The organism is Flavobacterium sp. YO12 (genome assembly GCF_004119495.1).
Lineage (GTDB): Bacteria > Bacteroidota > Bacteroidia > Flavobacteriales > Flavobacteriaceae > Flavobacterium.
Map to the genome: position 1 here is coordinate 1 of NZ_NRQU01000091.1, position 14,510 is coordinate 14,510.

The following is a 14,510-nucleotide window of genomic DNA, read 5'->3' on the forward strand; positions in this document are numbered from 1 at the left end:
ACCAGATTTTAGATATGTTAATAGACAATACGAGAGTTCCGTTTACTTGACATTGCAAAAAATTTATTGATATCTGCTGGTACAGTACATGTTAAGAGTAAAAAAAATGGAGGATGCAGGAATAATCATGGGATCTTCATTAGCCTTAGATTACGATAAATTAGGGTATTCATTTATTGCTTACGTTGGGGTATTTCTTAATAATACATCTCAAACTAAATTTGTATTAGAGCGAATCAACCAAATTCCGTTCGTAACAGTTGCATCTGTAACGACAGGAAAATTTAATATCTTTTGTAAAATTAGAGCAAAAGATACAAAACATGCAAAAGAAGTTATTTTCATGATCGATGACATCGAAGGTGTTTACAGAACTGAAACAATGATTTCATTAGAAGAAAGTATTAACGACAAGAAGCGTTTGATGCATACTATTTTCAAAAATATGTAAGAATTCCTCTTGAATGCTATATTAAAAATATAACCTCAAGTTTATTCTTGGGGTTTTTTTATGACTAATTAACCAACCAACTACAACACAATTATGTACACGTTGCCAAAAATTGAACGCTTTAATCGAGATGTTCTTTCTAAATATCACATTTACAACAGTGTTTTTATAACATTACCTTTTGATTCTATAGATAATACAGGCGTTTTACTGCCATTATTTACAGAAACTTGCGAAACAGGTTTTAAAAAACAAGAAACACCAAAAGAAATTTTTGATTTCTTTTCAAACAAATTTCTAAATAACGCTTCTGAGACTGAAAAAATCGACTTAATGTTTCGATTTATTCAATATATAGAACGTCAAATTGTATTATTTGATGCAATTGAAGATGCCGCTTTTCCAGAAGTAAACAATATGGAAGGAAGAGGCTCTTTGAGAGACATCAAAGAAAAATCAGACGCTAAGGAGAAAGACGACGAATTAATTCAGTTTCTAGAAGATTTCAATGTAAGAACTGTTTTAACAGCGCATCCAACTCAATTTTACCCAGGACCAGTTCTAGGAATTATCAATGATTTGACCGAAGCAATTCGTCAGAATGATTTATTGCAGATAAAACAATTGCTGGCGCAGCTTGGTAAAACTCCTTTTATTCAAAACGAAAAGCCAAATCCTTACGATGAAGCTGTAAGTTTGATCTGGTATCTTGAAAATGTATTTTACGCTACATCTGGAGAAATTGTACATTATCTTCAAAAAAACATACTTAACGGAAATGCAATTCAAAATCAATTAATCAAATTAGGATTTTGGCCGGGCGGAGATAGAGATGGAAATCCTTTTGTAACTACCGAAATAACCCTTAAAGTAGCAGAACGTTTGCGTACTTCTATCTTAAAGTGTTATTATGTCGAAATGAGAAATTTAAAACGTAAGTTAACATTCTCAGGTGTAGATACTTTAGTAGCTGAACTTGAACATAAACTTTATCGTTCTGTTTTCTACTCAAAAGGCGAAATTTACATCACTTTAGATGAACTATTAAGCCAGTTAAACAAAATTAGAAGTATAATTATTGAAAAACATCAATCATTATATCTAGATGAATTGGAAGCTCTTTTAGTAAAAATCAATTTATTCGGATTCCATTTTGCGACATTGGATATTCGTCAGAACAGTAAAATTCATAATGTTGTCTTCAAAGACGTTGTCAATTTTTACCTAAACTCTGATTCAAATGTATTTCCAAAAAATTATTTTGATTTAACGGAAAACGAAAAAATTAGTATTTTATCTAAAGTAAAAGGAGATTTAAATCCAGGTGATTTCGAGAATGAAATTACAAGATCTACTTTAGAATCTGTGCAGGCGATAAAAACGATTCAAGAAAATAATGGTGAAGAAGGAGCCAATCGTTATATTATCAGTAACAATGAAAGTGCACTGAATGTAATGGAAACTTTTGCAATGATTCGTTTGAATAATTGGGAAGATCCAACAGTTGATATTATTCCGCTTTTTGAATCAGTTGATGATTTACAAAATGCACATTCTATTATGGAGCAGTTGTACACTAATCCAGAATATTCTAAGCATTTACAAGCCAGAGGAAATAAGCAGACTATAATGCTTGGTTTTTCTGACGGAACAAAAGACGGCGGATATTTAATGGCGAACTGGAGTATTTATCAAGCTAAAATCTCACTTACTGAAATTTCTAGAAAATACGGAATTAAAGCTATTTTCTTTGATGGACGCGGCGGACCTCCAGCTCGTGGTGGTGGAAAAACACATAAATTTTATGCTTCTCTAGGTCCAAAAATCGAAAACAACGAAATTCAAATTACAGTTCAAGGTCAAACCATTAGTTCTAATTTTGGAACTTTAGATTCTTGTCGTTACAATATCGAAAACTTATTAAGTGCAGGTGTTACAAATCAAGTATTTAGTAAAGAAAAGAACGAGCTAACTACTGAAGAAACTCAAATTTTAACTCAATTAGCTGATTTAGGATATGAGAAATATTTAAACTTTAAGAATCATCCAAAGTTTATTCCGTATTTAGAAAAGATGAGTACTTTGAAATATTACTCTAAAACAAATATTGGAAGTCGTCCTTCAAAAAGAAGTAAATCAGAATCATTAGATTTTGCTGATCTTAGAGCAATTCCATTTGTAGGTTCTTGGAGTCAGTTAAAACAAAACGTACCAGGATTCTTTGGAGTTGGTACTGCTTTGAAACATTTTGAAGACACTAACCAATGGGATAAAGTAAGCGATTTGTACCATAATTCTTTATTCTTTAAAACGCTGTTGGAAAATAGTATGATGTCGTTGGCAAAATCATTTTTACCATTGACCGCTTATATGAGAAATGATCCAGAATTTGGTGAGTTTTGGCAGATTATTTACGATGAATTTTCAGAAACAAAACGTATGTTATTGAAAATTGCTGGTCATAAAACCCTTATGGAAAATTATCCTGATGGTATAGCATCAATTCAAATAAGAGAGCGTATCGTATTGCCTTTGTTGACAATACAACAGTATGCTTTGTTAAGAATTAATGAATTAAATAAAGATGCAGCTAAAAATGAAGAGCTGATTAAAGTTTACGAAAAAATTGTAACCAGATCACTTTTCGGAAATACAAACGCAAGCAGAAATTCAGCATAAATTAAATTTAGACCTTTAATTTTTATAAAAATGTATAGCAATCAATTAGCAGAAAATGAATATTCAGGGCATTTCGGTACGTATATCAAACAAGCTGGTGACGGAAAATTAATAGAGGAATTAGAGATTTCATTACATGAATTTATAAGATTTGTTCAAAATATACCGCTCGATAAATTTGATTACCGATATGCAGAAGGCAAATGGACAATTAAAGATATTATTCAGCACATTATAGATTCTGAACGTGTTTTTGCTTATCGCGCTTTGAGGTTTTCAAGAAATGACAAAACACCTTTGTCTAGTTTTGAAGAAAATGATTATGCCGATAACTCAAATTCAAACAATAGAAGTATTCAAGATTTATTGACAGAATTGTCTGCATTGAGACATTCCACTTTATTGTTTTACAAAAGTTTATCTGAAGAACAGCTTAAAAATATTGGAACAGCTTCAAACAATCAAATTTCTGTTCGTGCTTTAGGTTTTGTAATAATTGGGCATCAAAAACATCATCAAAAAGTTTTTGAAGAAAGGTATTTATAAAAGCTTGAAGATTTGAAATTAAAAAATCCTGTGAAGTATTTCACAGGATTTTTTAATTTTCACCGCAATCTTGTCATTTCGACTGAAAGGAGAAATCACAAAATAGACTTGTTATGTTTTCTTTCTATAAATGCCAAACCAAATCTTATTTTATCGTAAGACATTTTTTCTTCGAAATAATCAAAATACGGTTTTAAAGTACTTGGTTTTTCTAATTCGATTTGAGCTTTTTCAATTGCTGCAATTTCGTCGCCAGAAACAAATTGGCTTAAATCGAAATCTTGACCGTCTACATATAATTTTGCTAGATGCGAAACTATTGTTGTTTTACTTACGCTTCTTCGTTCAGCAATTTCTTCAACCGAAAGTCCGCTTAAAAAAAGCTCTAAAGTTTTAGCGTAGGTGCTTTCTTTTTTTTCTTTTTTACTGATTTATTTTTATGAAACTCAATTATTGCATTTATAAAATCTGAACCATATTTTTCGAGCTTAACTTTTCCAACACCATCAACAGCAAGAAAATCATCATCAGTCATTGGTCTCAAAATTTCCATTTGTCTTAAAGCAGCATCACTAAAAATTACGTAAGCAGGAACTTCTTCTTCTTGCGCTATTTCATAACGTAATTTTCTAAGTGTTTCAAAAAGTGAATTTTTGACTGGTTTTGCTTTTGCTTCTTTAATTTCATTTTTATCAATTACTTTTTTGACAACGGTTGTTAGTTTTACCTTTTCACCTTCAAATAAAACTTTCTTCGCAAAGGGAGTCAATAAAATCTTATTATGCTGGTGAAATGCAATTTCGCAATAGCCAAGATTTATTAACTGAATTAAATATTGATTCCAATCGTACCAAGAAATGTCAGCGCCAATTCCGTACGTTTTTAGCGTTTGATAATTTTTTTCGTAGATATACGCGTTTCTCGAGCCTCTTAAAAAATCTACAATTACTGCCAAAGGTTCGCTTTCTTGCAAACGAGTAATAGCTGACAATGCTTTTTGAGCTAAAACCGTTCCGTCAAAAAAGGTTGGAGGATTTTTGCATATATCACAATTGCCGCAATTTTCGGTTACTAATTCTCCAAAATAAGAAAGAAGAATTTTTCGTCTGCAGCTTACAGCATCTGCATATTGTTTCATTCGTTCTAACTTTGCGAGCTGCACATCAGAATTTAATCCTTCAGATGCAAATTTCTGAAGTTGTATTACATCTGCATAACTTTCAAAGAGAACCGTTTCGGCAGGAAGTCCGTCACGACCGGCGCGACCAATTTCCTGATAATAACCTTCTATATTTTTTGGAAGATTATAATGAATTACCCAGCGAACATTCGATTTATCGATTCCCATCCCGAAAGCAATTGTGGCACAAACCACCGAACAATCGTCATTTATAAATTCATCTTGTGTTTTAGCACGAAGCTTATTATCTAAACCAGCATGATATGCTTTTGCGGTAATTCCATTTTTCTGAAGTTTTTCGGCAAGCTCTTCAGTAGTTTTTCGACTTAAACAATAAATTATTCCAGATTCATTTGGTTTTCTTTCGACAAAATCAATAATTTGTTTTACACGATCTAAGGCTGGACGTACTTCTAAACTTAAATTTTTTCTATCAAAAGAGGCAACAAATGTTTTTGGATTTTTAAGATTAAGCTGTTTTGTAATATCAGTACGTGTTGCTTTATCTGCCGTTGCCGTTAATGCTAAAACTGGAGTAGAGGGGAAGCGGCTTTTTAAATAACCCAAATTTGTATATGCAGGACGAAAGTCATGCCCCCAGGAAGAAATACAGTGCGCTTCATCAATCGCTATTAAACTAATTGTCAATTCATTGAAAACTGAATCTAAGTAAGATAAACTTTCGGGTGCAATATATACCAGCTTAAAAGTATTGGATCTTAGATTGTCAATATAAAACTGCTGTTCTTCACTTGATTGACTGCTGTTGATATAACATGCCGAAATTCCGTTGGTTTTCAAACTGTCAACTTGATCTTTCATTAAGGCAATCAACGGTGAAACTACGATTGTAATTCCTGGTAAAACTAAAGCCGGTAATTGAAAACAAATCGATTTTCCGCCGCCAGTCGGCATAATTGCCAATGTGTCCTGACCAGAAAGTATTGTCTTAATAATAGTTTCTTGGTTTGGTCTGAATTTTTCGAAACCAAAATTCTCTTTTAATTTGGCGTGTAGTAATTCTGAAGTCATATGGTAGATAATTTATGTTTTGCGAATAGTTCAAAACAATAAATATAGTAATTTTCTTATATTTAAGATTATTATGAGTAATAAAAAAAAGGAACCCTAAAAGAGTTCCCTTATTTTATTTAAAAAGAAAATGACTAATCTTCATCATCTTCGTCTTCGTCGTCGTCAGCTATATCATCTTTATCTTCATCATCCTCGTCATCACCGCCATCTGAATCAGGTTTGTCTTGATTATCATCATCTTCGTCATCATCGTCGTCATCATTATCAAGATCAATTCCTTTTACCGGCTCGATTGTATCTACATCAAGATCGATATCGTCATCTTCGTCGTAATTTTCGATTCTATCTGCAAGCTTAGTACTAATTTTTACTAAATAAATAGTGTCTTCAGTACGAACTTCAACAGCTTCTACTAATTCGTTTTTAGCGTTTCTAAAACGGATAACATCCGAATCATCATAACCATCAGGAAATTTTTCTACTAAAAGGTTTAAAATTTCATTGGTAAGTTTAGCGTAGTCTACTATAACTCTCTTCATAAAAATATCCTATAAATCTAATAAATATGCAAAAATTAATGGAGCAACAATTGTAGCATCCGACTCAATAATAAATTTTGGAGTTTTAATATCTAATTTACCCCAAGTAATTTTTTCATTTGGAACTGCTCCAGAATATGAACCATAACTTGTTGTAGAATCTGATATTTGACAGAAGTAACTCCAGAATGGAACGTCATGCATTTCCATATCTTGGTAAAGCATCGGTACAACGCAGATAGGGAAATCTCCTGCAATACCACCACCAATTTGGAAAAATCCGATACCGTTTTGGCTGTTTTTTGAGTACCAGTCCGCTAGGAAAGTCATGTACTCAATACCTGATTTCATTGTTGAGGCTTTTAATTCTCCTTTAATAACATATGATGCGAAAATATTTCCCATTGTACTATCTTCCCATCCTGGAACGATAATTGGAAGATTTTTCTCAGCAGCTGCATACATCCAGCTGTCTTTTAAATCAATTTCGTAGTATTCTTCAAGAACGCCTGATAATAACATTTTGTACATGAATTCATGTGGAAAATAACGTTCTCCATTATCATCAGCGTCTTTCCAGATTTTGTAAATATGCTTTTGCAAACGTCTAAAAGCTTCATGCTCAGGAATACAAGTATCTGTAACACGATTCAAACCTTTTTCAAGCAAAGCCCATTCGTCTTCTGGTGTCAAATCACGGTAATTAGGAACTCTTTCGTAATGCGAATGAGCTACTAAATTCATAATATCCTCTTCTAGATTGGCTCCAGTACATGAAATAATTTGTACTTTATCTTGTCTAATTATTTCAGCAAAAATTTTACCAATTTCTGCAGTACTCATTGCTCCAGCCATACTTACCAACATCTTAGATCCATTTGCTAATTGTTGCTCGTACTCTTTGGCTGCATCTACTAGTGAAGCAGAATTAAAGTGTAAATAATGTTTTTCAATAAACTGACTGATTGGTCCTTTCATTTGTTTTTGTTTTTTATTTTTTTTTTGAATTAAAAGCTTTTAACCTTCTTACGTTGTTATGCAAATTAATAATTTTTTAAGTATGAACTTTTAATTTGCATTCTTTTTTTTTACAATTTTTTCTTGTACCCTAAAATCTTCAATACATCGTCTGAAGTCTGCTGTTCAGAGAAAACTTCTGTAGCCAGTATACCATTTTCATCACGATCAATTAAAATATGTTTAGGCTGTGGAATTAAACAGTGGTGTAACCCTCCGTAACCTCCAATAGTTTCTTGATACGCACCAGTATTAAAGAAACCAATATAAAGCGGTTTTTCTTTGTTGTATTTAGGCAGATAAATCGCGTTCATATTCTGCTCTGAATTGTAATAATCGTCACTATCACAAGTCAAACCACCTAATAAAACCCGTTCGTAAGTATCATTCCAGCGGTTAATTGCCAGCATAATAAAACGTTTGTTTATAGCCCAAGTATCTGGCAAAGTTGTAATGAATGATGAGTCGATCATATTCCATTTTTCTCTATCATTTTGTTGTTTTTGATACAAGATTTGATAGATAGCTCCGCCGCTTTCGCCTACTGTAAATGAACCAAATTCAGTAAAAATGTTTGGTACATCAACTTCGGCTTCATCACAAGCAATTTTAATTTGATTGATAATTTCATCAATCATATATTGATAATCATACTCGAATGCAAGTGAGTTTTTAATAGGGAAACCGCCTCCAATGTTCAAACCATCTAGAGTAGGGCATTCCTTTTTAAGTGCAATGTATACTTTAATACATTTTACAAGCTCATTCCAGTAATATGATGTATCATTAATTCCAGTATTAATGAAAAAGTGAAGCATTTTAAGCTCTAATTTATCATTTTCCTGAATCTGTTTTTTGTAAAATGAAACGATATTTTTATAACCAATTCCTAATCTAGAAGTATAAAACTCAAATTTAGGTTCTTCCTCGGCAGCGATACGAATTCCAATTTTGAATTTTCCTTTGATTTCGCCTTGAAGCAAATCAAGTTCTTCGTAGTTATCAATAATCGGAATAGTGTTTTTATGTCCGTTGTTGATTAATCTAGCTATATTAGTAATATACTCGTCTCTTTTAAAACCATTACAAATTACATAAGTACTTTTGTTGATTTTTCCGTTTTCTAATAAGTTCTCAACAATGTTAACATCAAAAGCAGACGATGTTTCGATATGAATATTGTTTTTGAAAGCTTCATTCATAATATATTCAAAATGAGAGCTTTTTGTACAATAACAATAGTAATATTTTGCTTCGTATTTATTTTTTTCCATTGATTTTCTGAACCAAGCTTTTGCTTTATTGATATTTTCAGAAATCTGAGGCAGATAAGTAAACTTTAATGGCGTACCATATTGTTCAACCAATTTCATCAAATCGATGTTGTGAAATTGAAGATTGTCTTTGTTTAATTTAAACTCCGTTTGTGGAAAGTAGTATGTTTGATTTATTAGATCAGAATATTTTGTATTCATTTATTTTTCAATATTTTAAGTTGTAATTTTTAAATTTAGGTTACTGTGCTAAATCTAAAATTCAAACTCTAATATTGGCAAATATAATTTGCAGTTTTTCGTGTTCGGCTTTTGAACATTGGAAAACATCAAAACAAAACGGACTTTTACTATTATAAAAACGGTTCAACATTCTTAGTAAAGAACTGTTGAGACGGTTTCTGTAAGAGCTGAATTGTCTTTGTTTATTGTTTGTTTTCATCGTGGCAAATGTAAAAAATAATATATACCTAAAGCAATGCTTTTTATTAAAAAAAGTTTAAGATTTATAATCTTGAAACGCCTCTAGAATCAATTTATTTTCAACGGATTGATTAATTTTTATTTTTCCGATTCCTTCAATCAAGGCAAATTGAATTAAACCGTATTCATTTTTTTTGTCGTGAACAAGCAATTCAAGGATCGGATCTATATCATTTTCTTCTACTTTTACATCATCATAAATACTCTTAATTGCAGTTTTAATCTCGTTGTATTCAGCTTCAGAAATTAAGTTTTTATGCAACGAAATATAGCTTTCTAGTATCATACCAATCGCAATTGCTTCACCGTGCAATAAAGTAGTTTTGTTTTCGCTTTCTAAAAAGTAACTTTCTATCGCATGACCTAAAGTATGACCAAAATTCAATGCTTTACGTATGTTTTTTTCTGTTGGATCCTGAATTACTATTTCGTTTTTAATCTCTACAGAACGATAAATCAGTTGATCTAAAGCGTCGTAATCAATTTCTTTTAAGTCTAAAAATTGTTTCCAGTATGCAGCATCGTATATTAAACCGTGTTTCAGCATTTCGGCAAGACCAGAACGCATTTCACTTTGCGGTAAAGTTTGAAGATAATCTGTATCAATTAAAACCATTTGAGGTACATTAATAACACCTATTTGGTTTTTAAGATTTCCTAAATCTACTCCTGTTTTTCCTCCAACTGAAGCATCAACCATAGATAATAGCGTAGTTGGAATATTAATGAAATCTACACCTCTTTTAAAAGTAGAAGCCACAAAACCGCCTAAATCTGTAACAACACCACCGCCAAGATTAATTACAAGTGATTTTCTGTCGGCACCAAGTTCTGTAAGTACATTCCAGATTTGAATACAAGTTTCTATATTTTTGTTAGCTTCTCCAGCCTCAAACTCAATAATTTCGATATTAAGATCAGTTTCAATTACCGGCAAAAGCTTAGGCAGACAAAATTCATTTGTTTTGTCATCAACAATTATAAAAAGATTAGAATATTTATTCTCTTTTAAATGTTTATTTAAGGCTTCGTATGCATTTTGGTTAAAATGTACCAGATAATTATTGGCTTGAATAGACTTCATAAGTTCTTAGGTTAATTGAAAGCGCAAAATAAGGCATTTTTAAGCAATAATTATTCAATTTTTGATGCTATTTTGTTTTAAAATCAAGCTTTACGACAGTTCTAAAAGCAGAAAATGGACACTTTTATAAATACATATTTCCCTAAAAGTAAATTTTTACCTAAATAATTTGATATTTCTAAGAATGTTATTAACGATACCGAAAAATTTGCCCCTGTTTAGTAAATAATATTCAAAACACTCTTTATATTTGCATAAAAACTAAACTTAATGGAAAAAATATTCGATAACACACAAGTTGCATTTTCACTAAAAAGTGATACGGAACTTGATAGGGCTTATTTTCTTTTTAAAATGATTGACAGTGAGCCTTTAGTAAGAATTGGAACTGCTGTTACTAATTTTGCAATCAAAGCACATCTTCCTGTTGAAGGATTGATTCGTGCTACCGTTTTTGACCATTTTTGCGGTGGTGTAAACGAAGACGATTGTATTACAGTAGTAGATAAAATGTTTACAAAAGGAGTTTCATCTGTACTGGATTACTCTGTTGAAGGAAAAGAAGAGGAAGAGCAGTTTGATGCTGCTTTACAAATGACCTTAAAAACTATTGAATTTGCAAAAGAGCGTTTAGCTATTCCTTTTGCCGTTTTTAAACCAACTGGTTTAGGACGTTTTGAATTATATGAAAAACTAGGAGAAAAACAAACATTGTCTCCTGCAGAGCAAACTGAATGGGATAGAGTAGTAGCTCGTTTTGACCAAGTTTGCAGCGAAGCACATAAAAAAGATGTTGCATTATTAATTGATGGTGAAGAAAGCTGGATGCAAGATGCCGCTGATGATCTAGTAACCGAAATGATGCGCAAATACAATAAAGAGAAAGCAATTGTATTTAACACATTGCAAATGTACCGTTGGGATCGTTTGGACTATTTGAAAAAACTGCATGAAATTGCCAAACAAGAAGGCTTTTTTATTGGAATGAAATTGGTTCGCGGTGCTTACATGGAAAAAGAAAACAAGCGTGCAGAAGAAAAAGGTTATGTTTCGCCAATTTGCGTTTCTAAAGAAGCTACAGATGTGAATTATGACAGCGCTGTACATTATATGTTAGACCATTTAGAAACGATGTCAATTTTTGCAGGTACTCATAACGAATTAAGTTCTTATAAGCTTATGGAAATGATGGCTCAAAGAGGTATTGCTAAAAATGATAACAAAATTTGGTTTGGACAGTTGTACGGAATGAGCGATAATATTAGTTACAACTTGGCCGAAAACGGTTATAATGTTGCTAAATATCTTCCTTTTGGACCTGTAAAAGATGTTATGCCATACTTGATTCGTCGTGCTGAAGAAAATACTTCGGTTGCAGGACAAACAAGTCGTGAATTATCAATGATAAAAGCAGAACGCAAACGCAGAAAAGGGAAATAATCTTCCTTATAAATGCAAAATAAAAAGCCTCTTAAACTTAAGAGGCTTTTTTATACTGTTTTTTTTAAACTATTTAATTCCTAATCGAGACTTCAATTTCAGAAATAAAAGTCCGATTTTATAAGCATCTTCAGCTGACGAGTTTCGATCGCTTTTTGGGATTTTATAAATTTCGCATAGATCATTTAATGAAAACTGCTTGTCGTTAATATCTGTTAATTTACGATACATAACATCTACATCTAAAGCTTCATTTTTCAATCTGCCGCAATTTAATCGTTCAAGCGCTGCATTAAGCATTTCTATATCAAAATTGATATGATGTCCTACTAGAATTGCATTTCCAATAAAGTTGACAAAAGCTTCAACCGCATCAGGTTCAGGCATTTTCATCATTTTACTTTCAATGATAAACTCATTTGAGAGTCCGTTATCCTGCAAAAACTTGTACTGAAGTAAAACGGCTTCAAAATTTTCTTTAATTAAAATACTGTCTTCCACAACAGAAAATGCTCCCAAAGACAGAATGACGTCTTTGTTTGGATTTAAACCAGATGTTTCAGTCGACAACACCACAAACTTGGACGGTTTCGTTTCTAATTTAGTCAAATAATCCTTCCAAAAATCCGGATATTCTTTATTAATATTTTTAAGCCAGTCTAGCATATTTACGAGAATTGTGTAAGTTGAAATTTACTCTTAATAAGTTCCTCAAGGTCTTTCATTGGGGTTAAAGCATTTTTTAACTTTTCTTTGTCTGTTTTAGACATTTCTCTTAGATTAATGTATTGTCCAGAATCATCATTCTTTAAACCTTCGACCGTTCTAAACTTTGAAAGTGTTAGAAAAGCTTCAGCACAACTTAAATATATTTCGGCATTTTTAGAATCGGTAATTGCTAATTGCTTGAATCTTAAATACGTATTTTTAATTCCTTTTATATTCGCATTCAAAATTAACAAGCGTGCACCGTCAATCAACGGCATTAAAGCACGGGTTTTAATATCAAATTTAGTTTTATGCGGACCGTCTTCCTCTACAATGAATTTTTTGAAAAAGCTTAAAGGAGAATTTCTCTTTAAGGCATCGTTTCCTAAAAAGTCGAAGAACAAAGTATTGTTTACAGCGTTTTTAAAAATCACATTTTCGATAACTTCTTCGATCTTTGGTTCTCCAAAAACGATCTCATAATCAAAGAAAATAGAACTTAAGTCATTACTATTTTCACCTGGAGTATTCATCCAGCTGTTGTATTGTTTCGTCCAGTCTGTCAACGATTTACACCAAAGCATATTGCTCCCCATATGTCCGTTTGGACAATATTCGTAACCTACTTTTTCAAGAATAGAAGTAGTTCTTTTTGCTAGTCTTAAAAAATAATCTTTTACTTCTCTGTATTTTTCTGGAGCCACATCTTCAAAGATCAAAATACTGTCTTGATCTGTCAGTAAAAGCTGTTCTTTACGACCTTGACTTCCTATACTTAACCAAGCAAATCGTGCAGGAGGGGAGCCTAAGTCTAAAATTGATAATTCGACAGCACGTTTTATGATTGCCAAATTAATCTCACTCGCAATATTGCTGATATGAGAAATTGGTATGTTTTTTTGAATTGAATTCTGAATTAAATCTGATAATCGATCGCGAATCTGTTTTAAATCTTTTGGTAACTGCGAACGCTTAATTTCTTTAATTAAAACACCTGGGTTACTTGCTTGAGCGACAATTAAATCGTGCTCAGAAATAATTCCTTTTACCGCAGATTTACTTGTACCGTCTTTTGTTACGCATAAATGCGATACATTGTGTTTCAGCATTAGTAATTGCGCTTCGGCCAAAGAAACATTCTCTATTACGGTAACAACAGGCGAGGACATAATTTTATCTATGGTTTCAGATATTGGATAACGACCAGTTGCAATTTTTGAAGATAAATCGGCATTTGTGACAATACCAATTGGTTTTGTTTTCTCAGTTACTACAATATTATCTACCATCGATTCCGTCATTAAAATCGCAACATCCTTTACAATATGGTGTGCCTCAGTTGTTAACGGCGAATTATTATAGGCTAAAGATTGTATATACTGCATTTCAGACTGCTGATCTATATAACTGTTGTCAGCATCTAATTTTCCATTAGAACGCACATTATCTTTAGTATGTCTTGAATTTATTGCAAAACTTTCCAACAAAAAATTTAAAACGTCAGGATTATTAGCCACAAATGGTCTAAAAACAGCGATTGGAATAGCATAAATTATACTTTCTTCACGCGCTTTTGCAGTCATCATGTAGTTGTTTTTGGCAAAAAACGGACGTAAACCAAAAATATCACCTTCATGACATTTATTTATAATCGTTTCCTCAGCATCGGCAATTGTTGTCAAATTAATAACGCCAGATGCAACAACATAAAAACTGTCATGCAATAAATCATTATTTTGAAACAATACAGCATGTTTTTCTAAATTGATAACACGAATATTAGTAGCAATCTCTGACAATTCCTGAAAAGTTAAATTATCAAACGGCGGGTATTCTTTTAAAAAATCTGCAATATGCTCAGCAATTGTATTCATAGAGTTGATATTTTTTTTAAAGTATCTAATGTAAAAATATAAAATTTAGTTTCACTTTGAACGCATCTTGATTAGAAAGTGATTATTTTAAAGAAATGTTAAGATTTAGCAAATTCAAGGCTTTAAAATGCATTTTGTCATTTCAAAAATATTCTTTTTTATACAATGGGCTTTAAGGAATGAACACTATATGATCGCTG

General features: G+C 31.9%; 11 protein-coding genes and 1 pseudogene. 4 read left to right on the forward strand and 8 right to left on the reverse strand.

All coding sequences use genetic code 11. From position 1 onward, the window contains the following. The 3 genes and pseudogenes from BOW55_RS19325 to BOW55_RS19335 all read left to right on the forward strand — a co-directional run. Positions 1 to 451, forward strand: a pseudogene (locus BOW55_RS19325) (Lrp/AsnC family transcriptional regulator); the annotation flags it as partial. Between the two features lie 93 nt (positions 452 to 544). Then, the gene (locus tag BOW55_RS19330; RefSeq protein WP_129025951.1) at positions 545 to 3,130 is read left to right on the forward strand and encodes a phosphoenolpyruvate carboxylase; all 2,586 of its coding nucleotides are present in this window, start codon (positions 545 to 547) and stop codon (positions 3,128 to 3,130) included. 30 nt (positions 3,131 to 3,160) lie between these two features. Beyond that, entirely contained in the window at positions 3,161 to 3,676 is a 516-nt protein-coding gene (locus tag BOW55_RS19335) for a DinB family protein (protein WP_129025953.1), read from the forward strand. A 95-nt stretch (positions 3,677 to 3,771) separates the two neighbouring features. Here BOW55_RS19335 and BOW55_RS21710 read toward each other — a convergent pair whose 3' ends face one another. The 6 genes from BOW55_RS21710 to aroB form a co-directional block, all read right to left on the reverse strand. Continuing rightward, positions 3,772 to 4,107 carry a helix-turn-helix domain-containing protein gene (locus BOW55_RS21710; RefSeq protein ID WP_371414545.1) on the reverse strand — a complete coding sequence of 112 codons (336 nt, stop codon included), beginning with the start codon at positions 4,105 to 4,107 and terminating at the stop codon, positions 3,772 to 3,774. Then, entirely contained in the window at positions 4,062 to 5,888 is a 1,827-nt protein-coding gene (gene recQ, locus BOW55_RS19340) for a DNA helicase RecQ (RefSeq protein ID WP_371414544.1), read from the reverse strand. Before recQ ends, BOW55_RS21710 begins: the two co-directional genes overlap by 46 nt. A 134-nt stretch (positions 5,889 to 6,022) precedes the next feature. Next, the gene (locus BOW55_RS19345) at positions 6,023 to 6,430 is read right to left on the reverse strand and encodes a DNA primase (protein WP_089055695.1); all 408 of its coding nucleotides are present in this window, start codon (positions 6,428 to 6,430) and stop codon (positions 6,023 to 6,025) included. 9 nt (positions 6,431 to 6,439) lie between these two features. After that, the gene (locus tag BOW55_RS19350) at positions 6,440 to 7,408 is read right to left on the reverse strand and encodes a deoxyhypusine synthase family protein (protein WP_089055694.1); all 969 of its coding nucleotides are present in this window, start codon (positions 7,406 to 7,408) and stop codon (positions 6,440 to 6,442) included. Positions 7,409 to 7,518: 110 nt separating this feature from the next. After that, complete coding sequence (locus tag BOW55_RS19355; protein ID WP_089057813.1) at positions 7,519 to 8,922, reverse strand: arginine decarboxylase; 1,404 nt, start codon at positions 8,920 to 8,922, stop codon at positions 7,519 to 7,521. Between the two features lie 298 nt (positions 8,923 to 9,220). After that, positions 9,221 to 10,288: a 3-dehydroquinate synthase gene (aroB, locus tag BOW55_RS19360; RefSeq protein WP_129025955.1), complete on the reverse strand. Its 1,068-nt coding sequence runs from the start codon at positions 10,286 to 10,288 to the stop codon at positions 9,221 to 9,223. 270 nt (positions 10,289 to 10,558) lie between these two features. Here aroB and BOW55_RS19365 point away from each other — a divergent pair, with 270 nt between their 5' ends. Further along, positions 10,559 to 11,728 carry a proline dehydrogenase family protein gene (locus BOW55_RS19365; RefSeq protein WP_129025957.1) on the forward strand — a complete coding sequence of 390 codons (1,170 nt, stop codon included), beginning with the start codon at positions 10,559 to 10,561 and terminating at the stop codon, positions 11,726 to 11,728. 69 nt (positions 11,729 to 11,797) lie between these two features. On the opposite strand, the gene BOW55_RS19370 is transcribed toward BOW55_RS19365, so the two are convergent. Both BOW55_RS19370 and BOW55_RS19375 read right to left on the reverse strand, forming a co-directional pair. Continuing rightward, the gene (locus tag BOW55_RS19370; protein WP_089055690.1) at positions 11,798 to 12,394 is read right to left on the reverse strand and encodes a 3'-5' exonuclease; all 597 of its coding nucleotides are present in this window, start codon (positions 12,392 to 12,394) and stop codon (positions 11,798 to 11,800) included. A 2-nt stretch (positions 12,395 to 12,396) separates the two neighbouring features. Next, on the reverse strand, positions 12,397 to 14,310 hold the full coding sequence (locus BOW55_RS19375) for a DUF294 nucleotidyltransferase-like domain-containing protein (RefSeq protein WP_089057816.1): 1,914 nt from the start codon (positions 14,308 to 14,310) through the stop codon (positions 12,397 to 12,399). Positions 14,311 to 14,510 lie beyond the last annotated feature (200 nt).

Bases quoted from the DNA above. Each gene is read 5' to 3' on its own strand.
- BOW55_RS19345 (WP_089055695.1), bottom strand. From the start codon at position 6,430: ATGAAGAGAGTTATAGTAGACTACGCTAAACTTACCAATGAAATTTTA.
- BOW55_RS19365 (WP_129025957.1), top strand. From the start codon at position 10,559: ATGGAAAAAATATTCGATAACACACAAGTTGCATTTTCACTAAAAAGT.
- BOW55_RS19330 (WP_129025951.1), top strand. From the start codon at position 545: ATGTACACGTTGCCAAAAATTGAACGCTTTAATCGAGATGTTCTTTCT.
- BOW55_RS19355 (WP_089057813.1), bottom strand. From the start codon at position 8,922: ATGAATACAAAATATTCTGATCTAATAAATCAAACATACTACTTTCCA.
- BOW55_RS19370 (WP_089055690.1), bottom strand. From the start codon at position 12,394: ATGCTAGACTGGCTTAAAAATATTAATAAAGAATATCCGGATTTTTGG.
- BOW55_RS19350 (WP_089055694.1), bottom strand. From the start codon at position 7,408: ATGAAAGGACCAATCAGTCAGTTTATTGAAAAACATTATTTACACTTT.
- BOW55_RS19335 (WP_129025953.1), top strand. From the start codon at position 3,161: ATGTATAGCAATCAATTAGCAGAAAATGAATATTCAGGGCATTTCGGT.
- aroB (WP_129025955.1), bottom strand. From the start codon at position 10,288: ATGAAGTCTATTCAAGCCAATAATTATCTGGTACATTTTAACCAAAAT.
- recQ (WP_371414544.1), bottom strand. From the start codon at position 5,888: ATGACTTCAGAATTACTACACGCCAAATTAAAAGAGAATTTTGGTTTC.
- BOW55_RS19375 (WP_089057816.1), bottom strand. From the start codon at position 14,310: ATGAATACAATTGCTGAGCATATTGCAGATTTTTTAAAAGAATACCCG.